The organism is Streptomyces sp. NPDC014727 (assembly GCF_043083485.1).
GTDB lineage: Bacteria > Actinomycetota > Actinomycetes > Streptomycetales > Streptomycetaceae > Streptomyces.
Map to the genome: position 1 here is coordinate 97,692 of NZ_JBIBYR010000010.1, position 25,349 is coordinate 123,040.

At 71.7% G+C, this 25,349-nt stretch carries 20 protein-coding genes and 1 pseudogene; 6 read left to right on the forward strand and 15 right to left on the reverse strand.

Going from position 1 to position 25,349, the window contains the following annotated elements:
- Nucleotides 1-278: 278 nt before the first annotated feature.
- From ACF1B9_RS17850 to ACF1B9_RS17870, 5 genes are all read left to right on the forward strand, one after another.
- Nucleotides 279-3,239 (forward strand): nitrate- and nitrite sensing domain-containing protein, encoded by a 2,961-nt coding sequence (locus ACF1B9_RS17850; protein WP_391741763.1) that lies wholly within the window; start codon nt 279-281, stop codon nt 3,237-3,239.
- Nucleotides 3,236-3,715: a roadblock/LC7 domain-containing protein gene (locus tag ACF1B9_RS17855; RefSeq protein WP_376272056.1), complete on the forward strand. Its 480-nt coding sequence runs from the start codon at nt 3,236-3,238 to the stop codon at nt 3,713-3,715. The genes ACF1B9_RS17850 and ACF1B9_RS17855 overlap by 4 nt, the downstream gene beginning before the upstream one ends.
- Nucleotides 3,715-4,125 carry a DUF742 domain-containing protein gene (locus ACF1B9_RS17860; RefSeq protein WP_391741765.1) on the forward strand — a complete coding sequence of 137 codons (411 nt, stop codon included), beginning with the start codon at nt 3,715-3,717 and terminating at the stop codon, nt 4,123-4,125. Before ACF1B9_RS17855 ends, ACF1B9_RS17860 begins: the two co-directional genes overlap by 1 nt.
- Nucleotides 4,106-4,756 (forward strand): ATP/GTP-binding protein, encoded by a 651-nt coding sequence (locus ACF1B9_RS17865; RefSeq protein ID WP_391741767.1) that lies wholly within the window; start codon nt 4,106-4,108, stop codon nt 4,754-4,756. Before ACF1B9_RS17860 ends, ACF1B9_RS17865 begins: the two co-directional genes overlap by 20 nt.
- Nucleotides 4,757-4,886: 130 nt before the next feature.
- On the forward strand, nt 4,887-6,125 hold the full coding sequence (locus ACF1B9_RS17870; RefSeq protein WP_391741769.1) for a styrene monooxygenase/indole monooxygenase family protein: 1,239 nt from the start codon (nt 4,887-4,889) through the stop codon (nt 6,123-6,125).
- 411 nt (nt 6,126-6,536) lie between these two features.
- On the opposite strand, the gene ACF1B9_RS17875 is transcribed toward ACF1B9_RS17870, so the two are convergent.
- The 5 genes from ACF1B9_RS17875 to ACF1B9_RS17895 all read right to left on the reverse strand — a co-directional run bounded on the left by ACF1B9_RS17875 (nt 6,537) and on the right by ACF1B9_RS17895 (nt 12,769).
- Nucleotides 6,537-7,718 carry an NlpC/P60 family protein gene (locus ACF1B9_RS17875; protein WP_391741771.1) on the reverse strand — a complete coding sequence of 394 codons (1,182 nt, stop codon included), beginning with the start codon at nt 7,716-7,718 and terminating at the stop codon, nt 6,537-6,539.
- A 268-nt stretch (nt 7,719-7,986) separates the two neighbouring features.
- Nucleotides 7,987-10,590 (reverse strand): PQQ-binding-like beta-propeller repeat protein, encoded by a 2,604-nt coding sequence (locus ACF1B9_RS17880; protein WP_391741773.1) that lies wholly within the window; start codon nt 10,588-10,590, stop codon nt 7,987-7,989.
- A 93-nt stretch (nt 10,591-10,683) separates the two neighbouring features.
- A complete protein-coding gene (locus ACF1B9_RS17885) occupies nt 10,684-10,950 on the reverse strand; it encodes a hypothetical protein (protein WP_391741775.1) in 267 nt (88 codons plus the stop codon).
- 17 nt (nt 10,951-10,967) lie between these two features.
- Nucleotides 10,968-11,717: a TetR/AcrR family transcriptional regulator gene (locus ACF1B9_RS17890; protein WP_391741776.1), complete on the reverse strand. Its 750-nt coding sequence runs from the start codon at nt 11,715-11,717 to the stop codon at nt 10,968-10,970.
- Nucleotides 11,718-11,833: 116 nt separating this feature from the next.
- Nucleotides 11,834-12,769, reverse strand: a complete 936-nt coding sequence (locus ACF1B9_RS17895; RefSeq protein ID WP_391741778.1) for a diiron oxygenase — start codon at nt 12,767-12,769, stop codon at nt 11,834-11,836.
- 178 nt (nt 12,770-12,947) lie between these two features.
- On the opposite strand from ACF1B9_RS17895, the gene ACF1B9_RS17900 reads away from it, so the two are divergent.
- The gene (locus tag ACF1B9_RS17900; protein WP_391741780.1) at nt 12,948-14,069 is read left to right on the forward strand and encodes a ferritin-like domain-containing protein; all 1,122 of its coding nucleotides are present in this window, start codon (nt 12,948-12,950) and stop codon (nt 14,067-14,069) included.
- Nucleotides 14,070-14,155: 86 nt separating this feature from the next.
- On the opposite strand, the pseudogene ACF1B9_RS17905 reads toward ACF1B9_RS17900, so the two are convergent.
- From ACF1B9_RS17905 to ligD, 10 genes and pseudogenes are all read right to left on the reverse strand, one after another.
- Nucleotides 14,156-14,419: pseudogene (locus tag ACF1B9_RS17905) on the reverse strand (DUF3291 domain-containing protein); the annotation flags it as partial.
- On the reverse strand, nt 14,416-15,483 hold the full coding sequence (locus ACF1B9_RS17910) for an amidase family protein (RefSeq protein ID WP_391741782.1): 1,068 nt from the start codon (nt 15,481-15,483) through the stop codon (nt 14,416-14,418). The pseudogene ACF1B9_RS17905 and the gene ACF1B9_RS17910, both read right to left, overlap by 4 nt.
- Before the next feature lie 4 nt (nt 15,484-15,487).
- Nucleotides 15,488-16,945 carry a peptidoglycan D,D-transpeptidase FtsI family protein gene (locus ACF1B9_RS17915; protein ID WP_391741784.1) on the reverse strand — a complete coding sequence of 486 codons (1,458 nt, stop codon included), beginning with the start codon at nt 16,943-16,945 and terminating at the stop codon, nt 15,488-15,490.
- Between the two features lie 97 nt (nt 16,946-17,042).
- Nucleotides 17,043-18,422 (reverse strand): FtsW/RodA/SpoVE family cell cycle protein, encoded by a 1,380-nt coding sequence (locus ACF1B9_RS17920; RefSeq protein WP_391741786.1) that lies wholly within the window; start codon nt 18,420-18,422, stop codon nt 17,043-17,045.
- Between the two features lie 118 nt (nt 18,423-18,540).
- Entirely contained in the window at nt 18,541-19,854 is a 1,314-nt protein-coding gene (locus ACF1B9_RS17925; protein ID WP_391741910.1) for an ATP-binding protein, read from the reverse strand.
- A gap of 32 nt (nt 19,855-19,886) precedes the next feature.
- Nucleotides 19,887-20,636 carry a hypothetical protein gene (locus ACF1B9_RS17930; protein WP_391741787.1) on the reverse strand — a complete coding sequence of 250 codons (750 nt, stop codon included), beginning with the start codon at nt 20,634-20,636 and terminating at the stop codon, nt 19,887-19,889.
- Between the two features lie 178 nt (nt 20,637-20,814).
- Nucleotides 20,815-21,150, reverse strand: coding sequence for a zinc-ribbon domain-containing protein (locus ACF1B9_RS17935; protein ID WP_391741789.1), 336 nt, complete (start codon nt 21,148-21,150; stop codon nt 20,815-20,817).
- Nucleotides 21,147-23,327 carry a PBS lyase gene (locus ACF1B9_RS17940; protein ID WP_391741790.1) on the reverse strand — a complete coding sequence of 727 codons (2,181 nt, stop codon included), beginning with the start codon at nt 23,325-23,327 and terminating at the stop codon, nt 21,147-21,149. Before ACF1B9_RS17940 ends, ACF1B9_RS17935 begins: the two co-directional genes overlap by 4 nt.
- Before the next feature lie 333 nt (nt 23,328-23,660).
- On the reverse strand, nt 23,661-24,230 hold the full coding sequence (locus tag ACF1B9_RS17945) for a TetR/AcrR family transcriptional regulator (RefSeq protein WP_391741792.1): 570 nt from the start codon (nt 24,228-24,230) through the stop codon (nt 23,661-23,663).
- 163 nt (nt 24,231-24,393) lie between these two features.
- On the reverse strand, nt 24,394-25,290 hold the full coding sequence (ligD, locus tag ACF1B9_RS17950) for a non-homologous end-joining DNA ligase (protein WP_391741794.1): 897 nt from the start codon (nt 25,288-25,290) through the stop codon (nt 24,394-24,396).
- Nucleotides 25,291-25,349 lie beyond the last annotated feature (59 nt).

The following is a 25,349-nucleotide window of genomic DNA, read 5'->3' on the forward strand; positions in this document are numbered from 1 at the left end:
AGGAATGGCTCCGGGCGGCGTGCGGGCGGGCATCCTGCCAAAGCCGGGGCGGAAGTTCCAGCCGAAGGTCCAGGTGTGACGGACGCGCCTCGGGGGGAGACTTGTTCGTCAACTCCGGAGTGATGTTCACTCGTTCAGGTGGCGGAGTGGTTGATGCGCGCCCCCCTCTCAAAAGCACTGGAATGGTCAGAAGCCGTACAGGGGTCGGGGCGCTCGTTCACATGTGATCGTGCGTCACCTCTGCTTCAAGGGCGGACGAGTCAAGATTGCGAGCACCGGTGCAGAAGAAGCGGCCTCGGAGCAAGGGCAGCAAGCACAGCGGTTCCGGGGTGACGCCACCGGTACCCGCCGAGAGCGAGGGCACCCGGCGCACCGTGCGCGTACGCAGCCGGCTGGTCGCCGGTGTCGCGGTGGTCGGCATCACCGTCATCGCCGCGGGCGCGCCCGCGGCCCTCAGCGCTTCCTCGGAGCTGAATGAGTCGCAGCGGCTGGTCACTCTCGCCGAGCTGAACCAGCAGGCCATCGCGCTCTCCCACGCCCTCGCGGACGAGCGTGACGAGGTGACCGCCTACATCGCGGCCGGCCGTGACGAGCAGTCCGGTCCGGCGGCGAAGGGCAAGGGCGACTCCGGCAGCCGGAGCGCCCGCGTCGATCAGCAGGTGGACGAGATCAGGGACGCGGCCCCGGCCGCGCTGCGCCGCGATCTCTCGACCATCCCCTCGCTGCGCCGCGACGCGCTGAGCGGCAAGGGCTCGGCACTGCAGGCCCATCAGGCGTACACCGAGGTCATCACCAAGCTCCACGACCTCGCCGACGAACTCGCCGAGAAGACCCCGCCGCGCGCCGCCGGGGCCACCCGCGCGCCGCTCGCGCTCGGCCGGGCCACCGAGCAGGCCTCCGCCACCCGCGGGCTGCTGCTCGCCGCGCTCTCCGTGCCCCGTCCCGTCACGACCCCGCAGATCGACCCGGTCACCGGACTGCCCGTCCAGGCCCAGGACCAGGGCAGCAGCAAGGACGACCGCACCCGTGACGAGCTGAGCGCCGCCGCCCAGCAGGCGCGGGTCGGCGAACTCGCCTCGCTCGCCGACTTCGACCAGGCCGCGGGCACCACCGCCCGCGACAAGCTGTCGTCCACCGTCACCGGCCCCGAGGTCGACAGCGCGGAGAAGTACCTCAACTCCCTCACCGACCGCCCAGAGCTCTCCGAATCCGATCAGCAGACCAGCAGCAAGAAGGTCGCTGCGGCCCTCTCCGCCCGGATCGACCGGATGCGGGGCGTCGAGTCCGCCCTCGGCACCGCGCAGGTCCAGCGCCTGGAGCAACTGCGCGACGACGACGTCACGGCGCTCGAACTGCGGATCGCGCTGCTCGGCGGCTGTCTGCTGATCGCCGTCGGCGTCTCCACCGCCGTGGCCCGCACCCTCACCCAGCCGCTCGCCGTCCTGCGGATCGGTGCCGCCCGCCTCGTCGCCGAGCCCGACAACGCCGAACCGATCCGCTACACCGGCCGCAACGACGAGTTCGCCCAGGTCGTGCGGTCCATCAACGCCCTGCACGGCAAGCTGCACGGACTGCTCCACCAGTTCAACGGCCGCTTCGAGAGCCTGCAGAACGAGCGCGCCGAGCTGATCGCCGGACGCGAGGCCCTCACCGTCCAGCGCGCCGAGCTCCAGGTCCTGACCTCCGACCTGACCGCCCAGCTGGAGCGGCTGAAGAACACGGTCCACCACACCTTCGTCAACCTCTCGCTGCGCACCCTCGGCCTCGTCGAGCGTCAGCTCGGCGTCATCGAGAGCCTGGAGGAGAAGGAGCACGACCCGGACCGGCTGGCCACGCTCTTCAAGCTCGACCACATGGCCACGGTCATGCGTCGGCACAGCGAGAACATGCTGGTGCTCGCGGGCGCCGAGCACGGACATGGGCACGCGGGTCCGATCCCGCTGGTCGATGTGGCGCGTGCGGCCGTCTCCGAGATCGAGCGGTACGAGCGGGTCACCATCCAGTCCCTGCCGCCGCACGCCCAGATCGCCGGTTTCGCCGCCGACGACCTCAGCCACCTCATCGCCGAACTCCTGGAGAACGCCACCTCCTTCTCGCCGCCGGACTCCCCTGTCCAGCTCTCCGGCTGGCTGCTGGAGACGGGCGAGGTGATGCTCTCCGTCCAGGACGAGGGCATCGGGATGTCGGCCGTACGGATGGGCGAGCTCAACGCCCGGCTCGGCGACCCGACGCTCTTCGACAGGGGTGAGGCGGACGACAAGGGAGCGCCCGGGGCCGGACTCGGCCTCCAGGTCACCTCGCTGCTGGCCGCGCGCCACGGCGTACGGGTCCAGCTGCGCGATCACAAGGGCAGCGGGGTCACGGCCGTCGTCGTCCTGCCCAAGGTCCTGCTGCCGAAGGCACCTCCGGCCGCCACACCACCGCCGGTGACGGTACCCGGGGAGGCGCCCGCGCTGAACCTGCCGGGGTCGGTCGCCGAGGCCAACTCCAACGCCCTGCCGACGCGTACGCTCGCCCTGTCCGGCGACCCGCTCATCGCAGCGGCCGAGCAGACGATCCGCGAGTCCGGGGTCGCTGTCGAGCCCGAGGCCGGGCCCGAGCCCGGACAGGCGGCGGACGCCGCGCCCGCTCCGGCCGCCGCCGAGACCGAGGCCGAGACCACGATGCAGGTCCGGCTCCCGGTGGCGCCGGACATCGCGGACGGCCCCGAGTCCACGACGCCGGACCCGTACGCCATCGGCCCCGACCGCCATGAGCGCGCCGTCGACGAGTCCGCTGAGCCCCGTACCGCCCCGGAGCCCGCAGCACACACCGCACCGGCCCCCGCGCCCGCCCCGGAGCCGTACACCGCACCGGCCCCCGCGCCCGTCGCCGACGCCCTGCCGGGCCCCCGGCAGCCGGAGCAGCAGTCGCAGCCGCAGCAGGAACGCATCACGGACAAGGGGCTGCCCAAGCGCACCCCCAAGGTCGTGAAGCCCGCCACGGCACCCGCCTCCGAGCGCAAGGGCAGCCTGGACAAGGAGGCCCTGCGCCGTCGGCTCGGCGGCTTCCACCAGGGCGCGAAGGACGGCCGCCGGGACGTCGAGGCGGAAATCGCCGAGATCACGGCGACCCAACCGTTCCCAGGAACCGCCGTACACGCCGGACGCCCCGCACATACCGACCGCAGTGACCCGGCCGACCGCAATGACGGCCGAACCGATGAGACGGGGGACACAGTCGAGGAGGCACGCAGTTGACTGCGCCCAGCACATTCGGGCTGAGTACCGAGGCCCGGAACCTTCACTGGTTGCTCAGCAATTTGGTGGAGGAGGTGCCAGGGGTCCACTCGGTCACCGTCGTCTCGTCCGACGGACTGATGCTGCTCTCCTCCGACCCCGGCCACCAGACCACCCGCGTCACCGGTCGGCAGGACGGTCCCAGGGGCTCCAGCGCCGACCTGGCGACCATCGTCTCCGGCATCGGCAGCCTCACGTCCGGCGCCGCCAAGCTGATGGACGGCGGTGGCGTCAAGCAGACCATGGTCGCCATGGACGAGGGCAGCGTCTTCGTCATGTCGATCAGCGACGGCTCGCTGCTCGGTGTGCACGCCACCCCGGACTGCGACATGAGCGTCATCGCGTACCACATGGCGCTCTTCGTCGGCCGAGCCGGACACGTACTCACCCCCGAACTCCGCAGTGAACTGCGCAAATCGATGGAGAGCACCCAGTGATGTCCGCTGCTGAACCCGCCCGCAGGCTGCCCGTCCGCGGGTCCGACCGAAGGCCCGCACGGGTCCGCCCGTACTCCCTCACCGGCGGCCGTACCCGCTTCGGCCACGTCCTGCTCGTCGAGACGTTCGTCGCCGCGCTCGAAGCACCCGAGGAACGCCGTGAGCTGACCAACGGCAACCTGGCCACCCGCGTCATGCCGGAGCTCCAGGCCATCGTCGAACTCTGCCGCCGGATGCGTACGGTCGCGGAGATCTCCGCCCTGTTGAAGATGCCGCTCGGTGTGGTCCGGGTGCTGCTCAGCGACTTGGCCGACCAGGGAAAGATCCGCGTGTACGGGACCGGTCACGGCACCGGCCAGCCCGACCGCGCACTGCTCGAAAGGGTGCTCAATGGACTCCGCCGTCTCTGAGTCGCCACTCTTCGCCCCGCGCCAGCCCGGGGCCAAGGACCAGGCCGAAGAATCGCTGCAGGCCTGGCAGTTGGATCACACCAGGGCCCCCATCGCGACGAAGATCGTGGTCGCGGGCGGGTTCGGCGTGGGCAAGACGACCTTCGTGGGGTCGGTCTCCGAGATCACTCCACTGCAGACCGAAGCGATGATGACGCAGGCCAGCGAGGAGACCGACGATCTCACCGCGACGCCCGACAAGGTCACCACGACCGTCGCGATGGACTTCGGCAGGCTCACGCTCGACGACGACCTGGTGCTGTACGTGTTCGGCACACCGGGCCAGCAGCGTTTCTGGTTCATGTGGGACGACCTGGTGCGCGGCGCCATCGGCGCCGTCGTGCTCGCCGACACCCGGCGGCTCGCCGACTGCTTCCCCGCGCTCGACTACTTCGAGAGCTGCGGACTGCCGTACATCGTCGCCGTCAACCACTTCGAGGGCACACCGGGGTACGAGGCCGAGGACGTCCGGGAGGCCCTGACCGTACCTCCGCACGTACCAGTTGTGATCATGGACGCGCGTAACAGGATCACTGTCGTCGAGTCGCTGCTGGCCCTCGTCGGTCACGCCCTCGACGCCACCCCGGCGTAAGGGCCTTTCGTTCGGATCGGGCCGGACCGGCGAGCGGTGCACCCGAGCCCGGCATGATCCAATCGAGAGGCCCTGGGAGCGCGCCGAAGCGCCCTCCCGGCTCGCACGTCACACGTAACGGAGAACCGCGATGCGGAAGATACTCATAGTCGGAGCCGGCCAGTCCGGTCTCCAGCTCGCCCTCGGACTGCAGTCCAGAGGCTACGAAGTCACCCTCATGTCCAACCGGACCGCCGACGAGATCCGCTCCGGCCGGGTCATGTCGACGCAGTGCATGTTCCACACGGCGCTGCAGTACGAGCGCGACTACCAGCTCAACTTCTGGGAGTCCCAGGCCCCGCGCATCGAGGGTCTCGGCGTCTCGGTCGCGGCGCCGGACTCCTCGCGCGCCGTCGACTGGGTCGGCAAGCTCGACGGCTTCGCCCAGTCCATCGACCAGCGCGTGAAGATGGCCGGCTGGATGGAGACGTTCGCCCAGCGCGGCGGACAGCTCGTCATCCACGGCGCCGCCGTCTCGGACCTGGACTACTTCTCCCGCACCTACGACCTCGTGATGGTCTCCGCGGGCAAGGGTGAGCTGGTCTCCATGTTCGGCCGGGACGCGTCCCGTTCGCCGTTCGACGCCCCGCAGCGCGCCCTGGCCGTCGCGTACGTCCACGGCCTGGGCCCGCGCCCCGAGCACCCCGAGTTCGACGCGGTCCGCTGCAACCTGGTCCCCGGCGTCGGCGAGCTCTTCGTGATGCCGACCCTGACCACCTCCGGCCGCGCCGACATCCTGTTCTGGGAAGGCGTCCCGGGCGGCCCGGTCGACGCGTTCCGGGACATCAAGGACCCCTCCGAGCACCTCGCCAAGACGCTGGAGCTCATGGAGCGTTTCCTGCCCTGGGAGTACGCCCGTGCCACCAAGGTCGAACTGACCGACGCCAACGGCACCCTGGCGGGCCGTTACGCCCCGACCGTCCGCAAGCCGATCGGCCGGCTGCCCGGCGGCGGGCTGGTCCTCGGCGTGGGAGACGTGGTCGTCGCCAACGACCCGGTCACCGGCCAGGGCTCCAACACGGCCTCCAAGTGCGCGAACTCCTACCTGAACTCGATCATCGAGCACGGCGACCGCGAGTTCGACGCCGAGTGGATGCAGGCCACGTTCGACCGGCACTGGGAGAACACGCAGCACGTCGTGAAGTGGACCAACGCGATGCTCGGCGTACCGCCGGAGCACGTGCTGAACCTGATCGGCGCCGCCGGCCAGCTCCAGCCGGTCGCCGACCGCTTCGCCAACGGCTTCAACAACCCGGCGGACTTCGAGAACTTCTTCTTCGAGCCGGAGAAGGCCAACGCGTACCTCGCCGAGGTGTCGGGCGCCGCGTAAGCGCCTGACCTGCGAATCAGCGGTCAACTTTGGTGAACGTCGGTGTCTGTGGGCCGCCCTCGGACGCCCTCCGGGAGGTTTTCCACGGGCGGAGACGATCGCGACCCTCGTGACCGACCGGGTGCGGGAGAGCCGAGACCACTCCTGATCGCGGCCCGGGAGCGGGCCGGTCGGGCTTCAGGCAATACGCGGAGAAGTGGCTCACCCCACCTCCTGCCCAGCAGCCTGGAGCGCACGCGAGAGGCCATCGCAGCGCCCTGCGGCAGGGTCCGATTCGGGGCTGACGGCCATACGCGGCCCACTGAACGTCAGGAGCCCCTCATCTGCCGAGAGTTCGCAGGTGAGGGGCTTCCGAGGCGAGCGGGGCGCGGGCCGGGGCACGCGAGCCCGGCGTGATGCAAACGAAAGACCCTAGGCCTGGGGCGCCGACGACGAGCTGTACCCCGAGTCCGAGCCGGTGGACGCGCTCTGCGGGAGCTGCGGCAGCCGGTACGCGGAGAGCGGCTCGCTCTGCGGATCCGGCCGTACGGCGCCCAGCAGCGGATTCGACGCCACGGGCGAGACCTTCACCTGGGCGCCGGGCCGGGGCGCCTGGACCACCAGCCCGTTGCCGATGTACAGCGCCACATGAGTGGCCTTCGGGAAGTAGATCACCAGGTCACCGGGGCGCAGCGCGTTCAGCGGCACCTTCGGCAGCTGCCGCCACTGTTCCTGCGAGGTCCGGGGAATGCCCCGGCCCGCCTTCGCCCAGGCCTGCGAGGTGAGTCCCGAGCAGTCGAACGAGTCCGGCCCCTCCGCGCCCCACACGTACGGCTTCCCGATCTGCCCGATCGCGTACTTCACCGCCGCGCCGCCCGCCTCGGACGGTGGCCTGGTCGAGGACAGGGCGCCCGAGGTGACCAGGGCGCCCTGAGCCTTCGCCATGCCCTGCTGCTCCAGCCGGGACAGCTCGGCGAGCTGCGCGGCGGAGAGCGTGGCCAGTTTCGCCTCGACGGTCCTGAGCCGCGACCGTACGTCGTCCCGCTGCTGCCTCTGCCTCGCGGCCAGAACCTGCTGCCGGTCCAGTACCTTGCGGGATTCGGTTGCCAGGTCGTGGGCGCGTTTCTCGGCACCGGTGAGCCGCTTCACGGTCGCCGCCCGCTCGGCCGCCGCACGCCGCAGCACATGCTCCTGGTCCAGGAAGTGCTCGGGATCACGGGCGAGCAGCAGCTGCAGGTACGAGGAGAAGTCGGACCGCCCCTGGTACTGCTCCCGGGCCAGCTGCCCCGCCTGGTCGTGGCTGTCGGCCAGCGCGCTCCGGGCAGCGGCCAGGGAGGCGTTGAGCCGCTTCGCCTCCGCCGTGCGCTTCTTCAGCTCCACCGCGGTTCCGTTGTACGTCTCGGCCGCCTCCTCGGCCTGCTGGTACAGCTTCTGGAGCTGGGTCAGCAGCTGGGCGACGCTCTTGTTCGCGGCCGTCGGGGCACGGGCGGCGGACGGCTTCGCGCTGCCGCCCTTCGCGGGGTCCGGGACCACCGGCGCGGCGGCTGCCCGCGGGGTTACGAGGAGCGTGGCCAGGGCCGCGGTGCAGACCGCACACAGGACTCTGCCTGACACGACATCACCTCCGGTGACGGGGCGAATCATGGGAATACCCCAAAAGCGAGCGCAATGTAACAATACGGTCACTCAGTGTCAGGAGATGCAAGGACCCCGCGGTGTGGCGGCCCGCGAGTTCGCCCGGAAGGCGGTGGGCGGATGCGTCCCCAGGGGTTTCAGGCAGGGGCTGCCCTTCTTCCGGAACGGAACGGAACGGACCGGATCGAATCGGGTCGGGTCACGTTCGGACCGAGCCGGACCGGACCGGAGCGGATCGGGGCAGCCCTTAGGTCACCGGGAACGCGTAGAAGATCCGGTCGCGCCGGACGACGACCGTCCTCCCGGTCACCAGCACCCGGTACGGCGCGGTGATCGTGGGCCCCTTCGGGTCCTGGGACCCGATGTCCTGGAACTTCCACAGCCGCCGCCCGTCCTCCGCCGCGAACGCGGTGACCTGGGCCGTGTCCGCGGCCAGCAACGTCTTTCCGGACGCGCTGAGCGTCACCGCGGGGGCGGCGGGGCCGGGTGCCGCCTCCGTCGAGCGCCGCCAGCGCAGCCGCCCCGTCTCCCGCTCGACCGCCCCTACTTCCTGGTTGCGGTTGGTGGTGTGCAGCAGGGTCCCGGAGGTGACGGAGGTCCCGTACGCGGTCCCGGTGGTGCCGTTCACCGTCCACTTCGGCTTGCCCTCCGGGAGTTCGAACGCCTGGAGGTCGTCGCCCACCGCCGCGTACACGACGCCACGGTCGTCACCCATCGCCGCACCGTCGGGCGCGACCGCACCGAACGACCTGCTCCAGAGCAGCTTCCCGGTCTTCCGGTCGAAGCCCCGGAAGACGGCTTTCCCCTTGGCGGACTTCACGTCGCCGGAGGTGAGGGTGGCCGGGCTCTGACGTACGACGAGGTCGTCCCGCCCGACCGCGATCAGCCGGTAGACGGGGGCGGCGGGGCCGCGTCCGGTGGGTACGACGGTCCGCCACAGCTCCTTGCGCCGCAGGATGTCGTAGGCGAAGAGATAGGACCTGACCGCCTTCTGATCCTTGCCGCGCTTCTTGCCCTTCTTCGGGGGCGGGGCCTTGACGGTGACCTCGTTGGAGCCGGTGAACCAGACCACCGGTCCAAAGCCGCCGACGATCTCCGCCACCGCGAGATTCGGCACCCCGGTGAACCGGTCCGCGTAGCCGACCCGGTGGGCCACCTTGCCGTCCTTCGGCGACAGCCACAGGAACTCGGACGGACCGGCGACGAAGCAGAGGTCCTTCCCGGCCGGCAGTGCGGCCTGCCCCTTGGCGGCGTCGGCGCTCTCCCAGACCCGGCGCCCGGTGCGCAGATCGACGCCGGAGGCCCCGTTCTCGCCGGTCAGCACGAGCAACCGGTCGTTCCAGAGGGCGGCGGTGAGCGGTGACGGTTCGGTCGCCGGGTGCGTGTACACCCAGCGCGGCTGCGGGGGCAGGCCCGCGACGGCGGGGCCGCTGCGGCTCGGCACGGGTTTGGGGTCGTCCGTCGTGCCGCCGTCCCCGGATCCGAACGCGAGCGCCCCGCCTCCGCCGACGACCAGCCCCGCGGCCCCGGCGGCGAGCCCGATGAACAGAGCACGCCGGTCGACGGCGGAGGAGGGGGAGGGGGAGGGTGCGGGACGTACGGGGACCGGCAGCGGTACCGGCGGGAGTACGGCGGGGAGCGCGACGGGAGGTTCGGCGGGCGTCCCCGCGCCGGGTCCGGTGAGCTCGCGCGGAACGGACAGCTGGGTCGTGGGCCGGTCGGTCCTCGATGCTCGGCGCCCGATGTCCCCGAGCTGTGCGGTACTGGTGTCCTGGGCGGGGAGGGGTCCCGCGGCCGAGGCGGGGCCATGGGCGGCCGGGCCGGCCGTCGCGTCCGAGGGCGTGGTGACGGGAGCATCGGCCGGCTCACCGCCCGGGGCGGCATCCTCGGGTCCGTCGACGGCCCCGTCGGCCGGTCCGCGCACCGGCGCGTCGACCGGATGACCGGAAGCGGCCAACTCCTCTACTCGTACGCCCTGTTCCTTCACCGCGGCCGCCACCCGCCCAGGCAGCCAGCCGCCCTTCGCCGAACCCGCCGCTCCCTCCAGGGCGAGTTCCGCCGCGACCGTTCCCGCAGTCGGCCGGTCGGCCGGGTCCTTCGCCAGGCAGCGCGCGATCAGACCGCGCAACTGCGCCGGTACGGCGCCGAGTTCGGGATCGGTGCGGGCGATCCGCTCGGCGCCCTGTGCGGCCGGACCGTCGGCGAGCGGGGTCGTGCCGGTCGCCGCGTACGCCAGCAGCAGGCCCAGGACGAAGAGATCGGAGGCCGGCCCGGGTTCCTCGCCCTCGACCTGTTCCGGGGTGAGATAGCCGAGCCGAACGGACAACTGTCCACCGGGCCGGGCCTCGGCGGTTGCTGCGGCGCCCAGCGGGCCGAACGCGGTGAGCCGCGGCCCGTCCTCGGCCAGCAGCACCGTCCGGGGGGCGAGGCCCTGGAGCACGGCTCCGGTGGCGTGCACCCGGGAGAGCGTCTCGGCGATGCCCGCGCCCAGTATCCGTACGGCACGCTCGGGGAGCGGACCCGTGACCTCGATCGCCTCGGCGAGCGTCAGAGCGGGGGTGTAGGGGACGGCCGTCCACGGCGGGACGTCGTCCGCGTCTTCGGCAAAGGCGCCCAGCCGCGGCTGGACCCAGCCGCCGGCCAGCAGCTCCGCGGTGCGGGCCTCCGCCTGGAAACGGCGCCGGAAGGCGGGCAGCGCGGCGAGTCGGGGACGGGCGGCGGTCACCACCACGGGTCTGTCGTCGGCCGGGTCGTGTGCGACGTACTGCACGGCGCTCGCGGTCTCGCGGAACCGCGCCAGTACGGCGTACGGACCGATGCGGCGTGGATCGTCCTGACGCAGCGCCTCCATGGCGCACCCCCTTGCTGACCGTGCCCGGCACCAGAGCGTCGATCTTAGACCGGCCGGTCCGAGCAGCCCCACGGCCGCGCTGGCCCGCGCTCCTCAGTCCGGCTTCGACCAGGGCCACTTGGGGCTGTGCCGCTCACGGCCCTCGGGGGCGTACTCGTACACCCAGCCGCGCGGGAGCCCCAGCCGCTTGGAGTGACCGGCCGGGACCCTGCGGTACGCGTGCACGGTGGCGGGTCCGCCGTCGGCGGCCGGTACCGGTACCTCGTACCACTTGGGCGGATGGCCGGTCGGGCCGACGAGCACGGGCAGGACCCGCCCGTCCAGGGGGCCGCCGGTGAAGGGGGTGTTCTCGCTTCGCACCGTCCCAGTCTGACCGATCAGTTCTCGGGCAGCAGATGGGCCGCTCCGCCGACCACCGGGATCAGCCGCTCCGCCAGCCGTCCGGCCGGGCCCGCGGCGGTCTCCAGCGGCAGCAGCTCCGTGACCGCCGAGGCGGTCTCCCGGTCCGTCGCCGCCGTGGCGGCCAGCAGCACGATCAGCTGGTCGACCAGCCAGTCGCGCAGATCGGACGCGGCGGGCCGCTTCCCCTCGTCCAGCCAGATGAGGGACGCCGCCTCGACGGCCGCGATCCAGGTGCGCACCATCATCCGCAGCCGGGGCCCGGGAGCCGTGCCGTCCCGGCCCAGGTGCAGCAGGATCTGCTCGGCCGCCGCCCGTCGTACCTCGTCGACGATCGCCGTCGTACGGGAGGTTCCGACGACACTGCCGCCGCGCAGCAGTGCGCTGAACCCGGCGTCGTGCTCGTCGACGAAGGCGAGATAGCGGTCGAGCACCCGCTGCACACGTTCGGTCGGCGCTCCCGCGGGTGGCTCGCTGAAGCACAGGATCAGCTTCTCGGCGGCGGACCGGAGCGCGGCCTCGTACAACTGCTGCCGCCCGCCCGGGAAGTAGCGGTAGACGAGGGGGCGGGAGACCCCGGCGACCGTCGCCACCTCGTCGAGCGAGACCTCGTCGGGGGCCCGGTGTGCGAAGAGGGTGAGCGCCGCACCGAGGAGCTGGGTGCGGCGTTCCTCGACGCTGAGCCTTCGGTAGGCGCGGGTCGGCGGGGCTGTGGCGGCGGAGGTCATGTGTCGAAGCGTAAGGGCTGTCCCGCCACCCCTGGCGGGCGCACGACGACAGCTGCGGCACCTCGCCGCGCTGTCGGAACGTCCGCATACATCCAGTGCGCGGACGTCCCTCCGCCTCAGGCCAGCAGTCCCGAGCTCTTCCACAGCCTGCGTCCCACCCCGTTGAGCACCCCGATGTCGTCGAGGAAGTCCGTCAGCCGCTTCGCGCCGCTCTGCATCACCTCCGCCCGGTGGCCGCTCGCCCTCACCTGGGCGACGGCCTCGCGCCGGTCCAGGCCGACGTTCTCGTAGGCCTGTGGATTGATGAAGCAGACGCTGAAGACCCGGGCCGCTTCGCCGCAGCTCACCCGGGTGAGCTCGCGCTCCCAGCGAGGGGCGGTCACCATCTGGCGGCGCAGCTCCTCGCGGGCGTACCGGACGTGCCGGGCCTCCTCGACGACATGGATGCGGGTCACCCCGCGCACCAGCGTCTGGACGCGCTCGTCCGGGAACGTCAGCCGCTGCATCCAGTCGAGGATCTCCTCGCCGAGCAGGGTCGCCGCGAACGAACCGGGCGTGGTGGAGACGGTCTTCAGTACGCGTGCGAGGTTGTGATAGACGCGCGGCACCGGATAGTCGGGCGCCCGGCTCCACTTGATCATGCGGCCGAACATCATCGAGTGCCGGCACTCGTCGGCTATCTCGGTGAGCGCGTAACGGACGTGGTTGCTGGTCGGCGGCTTGTCGTAGATGTGCCGGACCAGCAGCTGCATGAGGATGATCTCGAACCAGATGCCCAGCGAGGCCAGTGACGCCGCCTCGTGCCTGGACAGGTCCATCCGCTGCTCCTCGGACATCTTCCGCCACAGCGGCGTGTCGTAGAGCGAGACGAGCTCGGGCGGCCAGAACCATTTGCCGTCCTCGGTCGGCGCGTCCCAGTCGAGTTCCTTGTCCGGGTCGAACGAGTGCTTGGCCGAGGATTCGAGCAGCCGCTCGGCGATCTGTTCGCGGTCCCGGAGCGGGCCGAGTGCGTCGCGGAGCAACCGCACGTCGCGTTCGGACACTGTCGTCATGGCTGAGGGCACCTCACCTGTGGGTTACCTGCGGTCACTTCTTATGAGACTGCTCGTCAGCAAGGCCGTCAATCCCTTGCGCGTTACTTGTTGACCCGGTGTCTAGCAACGTGTGAACCTGCCAACTGAGTCAACCGCCGCGGAACTTATCGGAGCACGCAAGGCGAAGGAGCCGTCCGTGTCGACACACGACCTCTACACCACCGCCCCCGACACGCCGCTGTGGCAGGTGCCCGCCTCCGGCGCCGCCCGCTTCAGCTGGGAGTACGACGACGGCCGCGAACGCCTGCTCGCCCTCTACCAGAAGGGCAAGGACAAGCAGTGGGACGGCAACAAGCGCATCGACTGGTCCCTTGAGGTCGACCCCGCCGACCCGCTCGGCACCCCCGACGATGCCCTCACCCTGTACGGCACCCCGCACTGGGCGAAGATGACCGAGAAGGACCGGGGCGAGCTGCGCAAGCACTACACCGCCTGGCAGTTCAGCCAGTTCCTCCACGGTGAGCAGGGCGCCATGGTCTGCGCGGCCAGGATCGTGGAGTCCGTGCCCGACCTGGACGCGAAGTTCTACTCCGCGACCCAGGTCATGGACGAGGCCCGGCACGCGGAGATATACGGCCGGTTCCTGCACGAGAAGGTCGGGATGCTCTACCCGGTCAACGACAACCTCCAGGGGCTGCTCGGCGACACCCTGCGCGACTCGCGCTGGGACATGCCGTATCTCGGCATGCAGGTCCTCATCGAAGGGCTCGCACTGGCGGCGTTCGGCATGATCCGCGACACGACGAACAAGCCGTTGCCCAAGCAGATCCTGGCGTACGTCATGCAGGACGAGGCCCGGCACGTCGCCTTCGGGAGGATGGCGCTGCGGGACTACTACAAGCAGTTGAGCGACGCCGAACTGCGCGAGCGCGAGGAGTTCGTCATCGAGGGCTGCTACCTGATGCGGGACCGGCTCCGGGGCGTCGAGGTGCTGGAGAACTTCGGCATCGGCAGGCGGGAGGCCGACGCCCTCTCGGAGCAGTCGCCGTTCCTGCAGCTCTTCCGCAAGCTGCTGTTCAGCCGGATAGTGCCGTGCGTCAAGGACATCGGCCTGTGGGGTGAACGGCTTCAGAAGGCCTACGTCGACATGGGCGTCTTCGAGCTCGGCGACTCCAGCCTGGACCTGCTCATGGCCCAGGACGAGGAGACCGCCGAGCAACTCGACCGCGACCGGTTCGCGGCCGAGGAGCAGGCCAGGGTCGCCGAGGTCGAAGAGTCGATGGCGCAGGGCGCCGAGGCGGACCCGGCGGCGCAATGAGGCGGCGGGCGCGGCCACCGGGGGAGGCGGAGGGCGGCAGGCACCGCCCGCCCCGCCCGGTCAACCCGTGGCGACAGGCGTGCCAACGCCGCCAGCGCGTCCGTGTCGCGCCACACCGACATGTTCACGATCAGCCGGCTGTCTCCAAAGACCGGTACGTCGGTGGCGTTGCCGGTCTCGCTCCGCCGCCGCCGGACGAAACCGGCCGCTGCGTCGGCGACCGCGTTCACCGGGTCGAGGGCGTCGACGAAGACCTTCAGTTCGGGGGAGTCCAGAGGGAATCCGAGGCGGGCTGTGTTCACCTGGGCCCGTTCATGGCCGGTGCCGGTCCGGCGGTCGCTGAAGGTCATGGCCGGACGGTGAGCAGCGCGCTCTCCACCGCACGGGCCATTCCGAGCAGCGAGACGTCCGCCCCGCGCTCCGCGACCAATTGGAGCCCGACCGGGCAGCCGTCCGCCGTGAATCCCGCGGGCACGCTCGCGGCGGGGTGCCCGCTGAGGTTGAACGTCCAGGTCAGCGCGGTCGAGTAGAGCTCGCCCGGACCGTCGTGCCCATGCGGGCGGTTGGGGGTGGCCGGGGTGAGCAGCAGGGGCGTACGGGCGAACAGGGCGTCGAGCCGCAGGTCGTTCTCGCGTCGGAGCTCCGAGGCGGCCGGGGTCGGCTTCCCGCTGCGGACCGCCTGCCACGCCTCTCGCGGATCGAGCAGCCCGCACGTACGGTCCACGAGCCGCACCACTTCGGCCGTCACGAGCCGCCGCACCGCCCGCCGGACGACGGCCCCGACCTCCGGGTCGACCTGCGCGTACCCCAGGTCGGGACTGAACACGGCAGGGACGGGAAGAGCCGCGGTCGCCGGTTCGTAGCCGTCCAGCACACAGCGCAGGAACGTCTGGGCGTGCACCGCCGAACGGGCCAGCACTCCGGCGGACGCGAGCCCGGACCGGTCGGGCGACGGCAGCAGGCCGTTCGTCGTCTTCAGGCCGAACACCCCGCACCACGCCGCCGGAATCCGGACCGACCCCGCCCCGTCGCTGCCGGTCGCCAGGTCCACCAGATCCGCCGCGACCGCCACCGCCGAACCGGCCGAGGAGCCGCCCGGGGTGCGGTCGGGGCGCCATGGGTTGACCGTACGGCCGTGCGCGCCCAGCCCCCACGTCTGCCAGGGCGTGCCGGGGCCGGGCACCGAGGTCGCGCCGACCGGGAGGCCACCGGCGGCGATCAGCCGCCGGGCCGTGTACGAGCGGATGCCGACGGGGCCCTTGACGGCGAACGGCATTCCGCCCAGCGGGAGCCGGCGCGCGGATTCGGCCCCGGCGGCCACCCTCTCGTGCCACACCTCGATGAACGCGCACAGGCGCGGATCCTCCCTCTCGATCCGCTCCAGCGCCGAGGCCGCCCCACCCGCATCCGTCACGCGCTCAGCCTCCCAGAGCCGCCCGCATGACGGAACGGGCGATCGGGGCCGCGCTGCCACCGCCGCTGATGTCGGCCCGGTCGGCGGCGGCGTCCTCGACCACCACGGCGACCGCGACGGCCGGCTGCCCCGAATCCGGCGCCTGCGCCCAGGAGATGAACCAGGCGTACGGCCTGCCCGAGTTGTCGATGCCGTGCTGCGCGGTGCCGGTCTTGCCGCCGACCGTCACCCCGTCGATGGCGGCGTTGGACCCGGTGCCCTGCTCCACGACGTCGACCATCATCCTCCGCAGCTGCGAGGCCGTCCGCGGGTCCATGGCCCGGTGGTAGGTGTGCGAGCCTTCGCGATGGACGGTCGAGCCGCCTCTCGTGGTCGTACGGTCCACCAGATACGGGTACTTGAGGTCGCCGCCGTTCGCCACGGCCGAGGCCACCATCGCCATCTGGAGCGGTGTCGCCGTCGTGTCGAACTGGCCGATCGACGACAGCGCCAGCTGGTCGTCCGACATGCGTGTGTCGAAGTTGCTCTTCGCCACCCCCGACGGGATCTTCAGCCCGGTGTCGTTGAAGCCGAACTTCCGCACCGCGTCCACCATGCCCTTCAGCCCGACCCGCACCCCCAGTTCCGCCATCACCGTGTTGCAGGAGACCCGGATCGCCTCGGCGAGCGGGGCGTTCTCGCAGCCTTCCGCCTCGTTGGGCAGCGTGGTCGTCGTGCCCGGCAGCACATAGGGGGAAGGGGTGTCGGTCTCGGCGTCGGGATCGGTGACGACGCCCGCGTCGAGCGCCGCCGCCGCAGTCACGATCTTGAAGGTGGAGCCTGGCGGATAGGTCTGCCGGATCGCCCGGTTCAGCATGGGCTGGCTCCTGTCCGCGTTCAACCGCCGCCAGGCGTCGGTCACGGAGGAACCGGTGCCGGAGAGCAGCCCGGGATCGAACGAGGGGGACGAGACCAGTGCCAGGATCCGGCCGGTCGACGGTTCGACGGCGGCGACCGCGCCCCGCCGTCCGCCGAGCCCGTCGTAGGCGGCGCGCTGCACCGCGCCCTTGACGGTCGTGACGACATCGCCGCCGGGCTGCCGTCCGCGGGTGATCTCGTTCCACAGCGGGAGTGGGGCGAGCATCGGGTCCGTGCCGGAGAGGATTTCGTCCTCGGCGTGCTCGATCAGGGTCGTGCCGTACGTCTGCGAGGCGTAGCCGGTCACCGGCGCGTACAGCGGGCCGTCCTTGTACGTGCGCTCGTAGGCGAGCTGCTCACCGGTGTTCTCGGAACCGGTCACGGACTTGCCGCCGACCAGGATGTTGCCGCGCGGCTGGTGGTAACGGGCGATCGTGAGACGGCGGTTGGCCGGATTGTCGTCCAGGCTGTCGGCCTCGAAGACCTGGATGCGCGCGGCGTTCAGCAGCAGTGCGACGAGCAGCAGCAGAAGAAGCGCGGCGGCCCGGCGGATGTAGCGGATCACGGTCTGACCTCCGGGGCCGGCGGCGGATGGGGGGTCGCGGCTCGCGGGTACGGCGGCACCGTCTGCTGCTGCGTGCGCACCGCTCGCGGGTACGGGGTCACGGCTCGTCCTCCCCCATCGGTGCGACGATCCCGGTCTCCACATGTTCGGGGTGCGGTCTGCGGGCCTGGTCGCTGACCCGGATCAGCAGCGCCACGATGATCCAGTTGGTGACGACGGACGAACCGCCCTGGGCGAGGAACGGCATCGCCATGCCGGTCAGCGGGATCAGCCCCATCACCCCGCCCGCGATCACGAACACCTGGAGGGCCAGGATCGAGGCGAGACCGATCGAGAGCAGTCGCCCGAAGGGGTCGCGCAGGGCGAGGCCGGCCCGGTAGCCGCGGGCGACGAGCAGCGCGTACAGCAGGAAGATCGCGGTCAGCCCGGTCAGCCCGAGCTCCTCGCCCGCGGTCGCCAGAATGAAGTCGGACTTGGCGGCGAAGCCGATGAGGATGGAGTGCCCGAGCCCGAGCCCGGTGCCGAGCATCCCGCCCGCGGCGAACGCGAACAGCGACTGGGCCAGCTGACTGGGGCCCTGGCCCGCCTTGATGGTGGCGAACGGGTCGAGCCAGTCCTGGACCCGGCTGTGCACATGCGGTTCGAGGGAGCCGACCACGAACGCGCCGACGGCGGCGAGCAGCAGGCCGACCGCGATCCAGCCGGTCCGGCCGGTCGCCACGTACAGCATGATCACGAAGAGGCCGAAGAACAGCAGCGACGTGCCCAGATCGCGCTCCAGAACCAGCACACCGACGCTGAGCAGCCAGATCGCCACGATCGGGCCGAGCACCCGCCCGGTGGGGAGCTGGAGCTTCCAGATCCTGCGGCCGGTGTAGGCGAGGGCGTTGCGGTTCGCGGCGAGATACGCGGCGAAGAACACGGCGAGCAGGATCTTGGCGAACTCGCCCGGCTGGAAGGAGAATCCGCCGACCCGGATCCAGATCTTGGCACCGTTCACCGCGGGGAAGAAGATCGGCACGATCATCAGGACCAGGGCGGCGGCGACCGAGAGATAGGCGTACCGCTGGAGCACCCGGTGGTCGCGGAGGAAGACGACCACCACGATGAAGAGCGCCACCCCGAGCGTGGACCAGACCAGCTGGGTGGGGGCCGCCTGGTCCTTCGGGGTCTCCAGGTCGAGCCGGTAGATCAGCACCAGACCGAGGCCGTTGAGCAGTACGGCGATGGGCAGCAGCAGCGGATCGGCGTACGGGGCCCGGAAGCGGACCGCGAGATGGGCCAGGAGGGCGAGCAGCCCCAGGCCCGCGCCGTATCCGGCCACATCGGGCGGGACCGCGCCGTTCCTGGCCAGGCCGACGGCGGCGTAGCCGTAGACGGGGACGAGGACGGCCCCGATGAGGAGCAGGAGCTCGACCCCGCGCCGCTTGGGCAGGCGTGGGTCGGGCGGGGGTGCGTCCGCCGTCGTTGCGGTCATGTCCCGCAACGTAGCAAGAGGTGGTGTCTATTTCCCTTATGTCATAGCGAGTATGTCCTGATATCCGTAAAAGCGCGCCCGGCGTCCGGTATCGGCGTAGTGCGGCGCCGAAGCGCCGTCACTGCTCGTCACGCGGAGAGGAACCCGGATCGTCGCGGTTCCGGTCGCCCCCGTCGTCGAGCGGTACGTACTCGGGGAGCGTCAGCCGCGCCACCGCTCCGCCGTCCGGGGCGTTGGAGAAGTCGAGACCGGCGCCGATCGCCGCCGCCTGCCCGACGGCGATGGTCAGCCCGAGACCGTGTCCGCTGCCGCCCTCGGTACGGAACCGCTGCGGACCGTCCTCCAGCAGGTAGTCCGGAAAGCCCGGCCCATGATCGCGTACGGCCACCGTCGGCCCGTCCACCGTCAGTACCACCGGGGGCCGGCCGTGCTTGTGCGCGTTGGTGATCAGATTGCCCAGCACCCGCTCCAGGCGGCGCTTGTCGGTCTCGACCCGCACGGGCGCGTGCGGGCCTTCCCGGCCGCCCTCCACGGAACGGATCGTGGTCTTCGTCCCGGAAGCGCGCACCACGCGCTCGACGAGCGGTGCCAGTTCGTGCACGTCGAGATCGACCTGTTCCGTACGGGCGTCGAGCCGGGAGATCTCCAGCAGGTCCTCCGTCAGTGCCCGCATCGCCCGGACCCGGTCCCGCACCAGCTCCGACGGCCGCCCCGGCGGCAGCAGTTCGGCGGCGGCCGAGAGGCCGGTCAGCGGAGTGCGGAGCTCGTGCGCCACGTCGGCGGTGAACCGCTGCTCCGTCTGCAGCTTGCGCTGGAGCGTGGACGCCATCGTGTCCAGCGCGCCCGCGACGACCGCCACCTCGTCCTGGGGGCGCGAGGGGTCCGCCGTGCGCGGGTCGTCGACGCGGGCGTCGAGGTCGCCCGCGCTGATCCGGCCGGCCACCCGGGCCGTCTGGTGCAGCCTTCGGGTGACCCGGGTGACGGCGAACGCGCCGACCAGCAGCGTGGCGCCGGTGGCCAGCAGGGAGGAACCGACGATCGCCCCGTCGAGATCGTTGATCGTGCGGGCGCTCTGGCTGTAGTCCACCGCCGTGGCCAGCGCGCGGCCGTCGGCCGGAGCCGCCGCCCACATGGCCGGACGCCCGTCGTGATACCCGACGAGCGTGCCGCGTCGACCGCCCGCGGCCAGTGCGCGCAGGGAGTCGGGCAGCCCCGGGGGATCGATGCCGGAACCCGGGGGGAGCGCCTCGCCCGTCTCGTACGCGACGGTGACGTCCGTCAGTCGCGACAGCGCCTTCTCGCGGGCCTGGCTGACGGTCTGATGCGTCACCTCGCCGTGGACCAGCACGCTCAGCAGTGCGGCGAGCGCGCAGCACATCACGGTGATGAAGACGGCTGACTTCCAGGTGAGCGTCGCGGTCCAGGAAGGCATGCGCGGCCCGCGCCGCGCCGTCCTGTGGCGGCTCACCGGCGCTCCGCGGAAACGCCGGCGGACGGCTTGGCGGTCGGCGGGGTGGTCGTGGTGTGCGGACGCGGGGCCGGGGACGGAGGCGTCCGCAGGATCTCGTCCCGGGTGGGCAGCATCGCGCGCTGCCGGCTGTCCCAGGACCAGGCGGTGCGGTACTCGTAGCCGGTGATGGCCGACGGGGCCCGCATGATCAGATCCCGCCCGGCCAGCTGGACGCTGATCACGGCGTCCGAGGTGGACAGGATCCGGGTCAGGCCGCCCCCCTCCGGCATGTAGACCCGTACGGAGAGCTGGTGGTCCGGCAGCCGGATGCCGACCACCATCTCGTCCTTGCCGTCGCCCGTCAGATCACGGAAATAGGGCCGCAGCACAGGACAGGAAGCCGGATCGGAACGGCATGCGCCGATGAGGCGGACCGTTTCGGCGGGCAGGTCGGCGGTGCCGCTGGAGCGGTCGGGCCGGGCCTTCAGGCCGGCCTGCACCACCGCCACCGGATCCAGGCGATGCACATTGTCGTCCGGCACCTTGATCCCGGGGATGCGCGCGGTCTCGCCCTCGCCGTAGTCGTACGGCGCGGCGGAGGCGGGCGGCAGCTCGGGCCAGAGCAGGGCGGGCCCGACGGCGGCCGGAGCCCGCCCGGCGCTCTGCAGCCCGCCGCCGACACCGCAACCGGCCAGCAGCGCCGCGCCGACGACGACCCCGACGGCCGCCGCCGCGCGGCTTTGCACCCGGCGCTCCCGACGCATGACACCCTCCCTTCCCGTGGTCCATACCTCGTAGACCTTATTCGGAAGGAAGTCCTTTATGCCTATTTAGTGCTGGGAGGCTGTCGGGAGCGGCTGTCCGACCGGTGCCGGGAGCGGCTGCCCGACCGGTGCACGACATCGACAACGGCTGTCCGCGGCGTCGGCGCGAAGCGACGGCTCAGCGCTGGTAGGGGTTCTGGCTCTGCCCGCCCGGTGCGTATCCCGGCTGCCCCTGCCCCTGAGCCTGCGCCTGCCCGAACGGATTGCCGTCCAGCGAGGCGGCGTGCTGCGCCAGCAACTGCTCGGCCTGCTCCTTCGCGATCTGCTGCTCCCCGCCGCAGAACGTGCACTGCGTCGCGAACTTCGTCGAGAACGGGAACAGCGGCACGAAGAACAGCGTGAACTTGGTGACCCGCTTGCGCAGCGTGTGCGCGGCCGGATTGCCGCACCAGCCGCAGACCAGCGTCATTATGGCCAGCTGGTACAGATAACCCCGCGTACCGAAAATGATCATATGGTGGATTCCTTCCCCGTCTTCCCCAGGAGTGCCTGACGGCAGAGCGCCAGCAGCCTTTCGTCCTCGTACGTGTCGTGACTGCCGTATCCGCCGTCCATCGCGTTGTGACGGCGTACGGAGGCGAGCTCGGCCCGCAGCGCGTGTGCCGCGTCCGACCCTGCACCAGCGACACCCTTCCGCGCCAGACATTCCGCCACCCGGACCCGGACATGGCGATGGTGCTCCCAGGCCGTCAGGAGCACCGGCACGGACTCCGCGGCCCGCCCCGACACGTCCCACAGCGCGATCGCCGCGTCCACCCGGAGCCACGGCTCCTCGTGCCGAAGCAGTGCGCGCAGCCGGGGCGCCGTCACCGCCGCCCGCGCCCCGAGCCCGCCCAGCGCGTTCAGCGCGGAGCGCCGCTCGTGGTCGCGCTCCGCCTGCAGGCCCTCGATCAGCACCGGCAGCACGGCGTCGGCGTCGCCGTCGACCGCCCACAGGGCCTGGGCCGCCTCCGTCGCCGAGGCGGCTCCCGGTCGGTGCAGCAGTGCGCGCAGTTCCGGTGCCGCGGCGTGCGCCGCGGGCCCGAACGAAGCGAGCGCCCGCAGCGCCGCCGTACGCAGCCACCCGCCCCGGTGGTCCGGCGCGCCGCGCAGCACCCGCAGTACCTCGGGCACCGCCTCGTGTGCCCGCAGCGCGGTCAGCCCCGCGAGCAGCGGACCGGCCCGGTCGTACGCCCGCTCGTCGAGCCGGACCTCCCCGAGCCTGCGGCGCAGCACGGCGGTCAACGGGACGGCCGCCGCTCCCATCCGGCCGATGGCGGAGCCCACGTCGTGCGGCACCTCGGGCCGCTCCAGCGCCGCGGCCAGCGCGGGCACGGCACGGGCGTCGCCCAGCCGGGCCAGCGCCTTCACGGCGCTGCCGAGCCCCGGAGGCCCGCTCGGCCAGTCCTGCACCCAGGCACCGGGGTCGGCCGCAACCCGCGCCGCCAGCGCCTCGGCGGCGGGCGCGGCGAGCCCGAACAGCTCCTCCAGCACATGCGCGGCGGCCTCGGCCAGCCGTGGCTCAGGGGTGGCGAGCTGCTCACCGACCAGCCGGACCAGCTCCTCGTACGAGCCGCGCCAGGCCCTGATCAGCCCGCTGCTCATCCGGAGGGCGTCGATCCGCTGCCGGTGGTCGGGGCTGCGCAGCTGATCGGTCAGCAGCGCCGTCCGCTCGGCGATCCGGTCGTCGAGCCCGACGTGCAGGGTCCGCAGCAGATCCGCCGTCCAGGGGGCGGTGCGCCCGGAGGTCTCCTCGTCGGACAGTGCCCGCAACTGTCCCACCATGGTCACCGGCACGGCTCGCTCCTCGCCGGGCGGCTCACCGGCCCCGCACGCCTCGGTGAGCGCGTCGACGGCCGCGACCGCTTCGGCCGGACCGGCCTGCGCATCGGTCCCGGGGGCCGGTGCGGAGCGGCGCCGGGGCGCGGAGCGCAGCTGACGCAGCAGCCCCGTCACCACCCGTACGACATCGCCCGGCAGCGCGTCCGGCGCACACCGGGCCAGCTGCGCCAGCGCGGCGAGCCGCAGTCCCGGCGGGAAGCCCTCACCGGCCAGCCGGGTCAGCCAGTCGGCCGCCTGTCCCGCCAGCCCGCGATGGCGCAGCGCGACCCGCCCGGCCGCCTCGACCAGCGCGAGCCGCACCTCCTCGGCCGGCTCCACCGGGAGCCGCTCCCGCAGCAGCGCAAGCACCCGCGCCGGGTGGCTGTGGAGCGCGGCGAGTGCCAGAGGCGCGGCGAGCCGTACCCCTGGGTCCTCGTCGGCCATCAGCTCACAGAACACCCCGGAGCCCGCGGCGACGGCGGTCGCCGCCATCGCGTAGTTGGCCGCGCCCTCGATCTCCTCCTCGTCCAGATCGTCCTCGTCGTCCTCGTCCAGATCGATGCCACCGATGCTGGTGAGCAGCTCGACGATGCTGCCCCGGTCCGGAATCCCCGGGTCCACGGCCAGCTCGAAGAGAAAAGGAATGCAGGCCAGTGTGCAGGCATACACATCACCCTGGTGGTGAACGGCCCCGTACATGCCGTCCAGAGCCACCTCGCGCTCCGCCGGATCGGCGGACGCCAGACCCCGCAGCATCGTCGGCACATCATCGGCAGGCCCGTAGGCATGCTCCATAGAGGCCCAGTCGACCTCGTCGATTCCTGCGAACACGCCATCGCCTCCCCACGCACTTCCACGAAGCAGTGTCTGCGAGGAGTCTGCACCACCGCTCGGACGACCGCCCTCCACATGCGGTCATTTCCTTACGGACATGACAAAGATCCCCGTCATGCGCTATCGGCGGGCCGAGCCGGAACATCCTCTTCCGACGGCGACGGCGACGGCGACGGCGACGGCGACGGCGAGGCGACGATGACGGCGACGGACGGATCAGCATCGGGCGTGGGCCGGGAAGGCGCCGTCGGCAGCGAAGACCGGATCGGCGAACCGTTCACCGCCGCGGAGGCGGAGGAGGTCACGGCCTCCGGCCGGCGCGGGCCGCGGTCATGGCGCGGGCCAGTTCCGCAGCAGGGCGTCGAGCGCGTCCAGGGTCCTCGACCAGCTTTCCTGCGAGTCCGGAGCGCTGTGGCTGAACCCGCCCGCCAGTTCCAGGCTGACGTAGCCGTGAAAGACGCTGCCCAGCAGTCGGACCGCGTGCGTCTGCTCCGGCTCCGTCAGGTCGTATCCCCGCAGGATCGCCCGCGTCATCTGCGCGTGCCTGCCGCCCGCACTGGCGGCGGCCGCCGCCGGGTCGAGCCTCAGCTGCGCCGCGGCGTAGCGGCCGGGGTGCTCCCGGGCGTAGTCGCGGTAGACGTTGGCGAAGGCGACCAAGGCGTCCTTGCCGGCCCGCCCGGCCAGCGCGGCGGCGCCGCGGTCGGCGAGCTCCTCCAGCGCGAGCAGGGCGATCCCGGTCTTGAGGTCCTGGGAGTTCTTCACGTGCGAGTAGAGACTCGCCACCTTGACATCGAACTGCCTGGCGAGCGCCGAGACGGTCACCTGGTCGAAGCCGACCTCGTCCGCCAGTTCCGCGCCCGCCCGGACCAGACGTTCCGTGCTCAGCCCTACGCGTACCACGCCCGCCCCTTCTTTCGGCAGAATCAAATAAGCAAGTGGCTAAAGATTGTAGGCACATTGCTTTGCTCTATAAGGAGTCGCCGAAGGGGGGCGGGAGGGCGTCCGCCCGGCGGTCCGTACCCTTCCTTCCGGGGAAGTGGGCCCGGCCCGCGGGCAGGAGGGTCTAGCGCGCGACCGGCAGGGGCCGCGCCCGGTCAGGATCGACGAGCGGCCCGAGCAGGTCCCCGTACCGCTCCAGGCGTGCCCCCATGTCATGGGCCAGGAAGGTCAGTCCCCGTGGCGCCCGGCACTCCTCGATCTCCGTCCAGGTGACGGGCGCGGAGACGGTCGGTTCGGCGCGGGCGCGCAGCGTGTAGGGGGTGGCCGTCGTCTTCGACGCCGCGTTCTGGCTGAAGTCGACGAAGACCTTCCCCGGTCGCAGCGCCCGCGTCATCCGGTGCACGACCAGCTCGGGAAGCTCCTGCTCCGCCTCGACGGCCAGCCCCTTGGCGTAGGCCGACACCCGATCGGCGGGGGCCGGCTCCAGCGGTACGAGCAGATGCAACCCCTTCGACCCGGAGGTCTTCGCGTACGCGGACAGTCCGTCCGCCGCCAGCCGCTCGCGCAGCCACACGGCCACCGCGCAGCACTCCACCACGGTCGCGGGCGCTCCGGGGTCCAGGTCGAACACCATCCGGTCGGCCTCCCCGGGCGCATCGGTCCGCCACTGCGGGGTGTGAAACTCCACCACCAGGTTGGCCGCCCACATCAGTGAGGCCAGATCCTGTACGACCACCTGGCGGGCCGACTTGTCCTCGCTGCGCGGCACCGGGGTGGTCCGTACCCAGGGCGGCGTGCCCGGTGGCGGGTTCTTGGTGAAGAAGCGCTGGCCGTCCGGCCCGTCCGGATAGCGCAGGAAGGACACCGGCCGGTCGCGCAGATGGGTCAGCAGGGCCTGGGCGGCGGTGGCCGCGTAGTAGTGGAGCACCTCGCCCTTGGTGGTCCCGGTGGCCGGATACAGCACCTTGTCGAGATTGCTGAGCGCCAGCCGCCGCCCCTCCACCTCCGTGATCGGCGTCATACGATAAGAATCACATGTATTCCGGATCTATAGGCATCTATACGGACACAAGGGGTGAA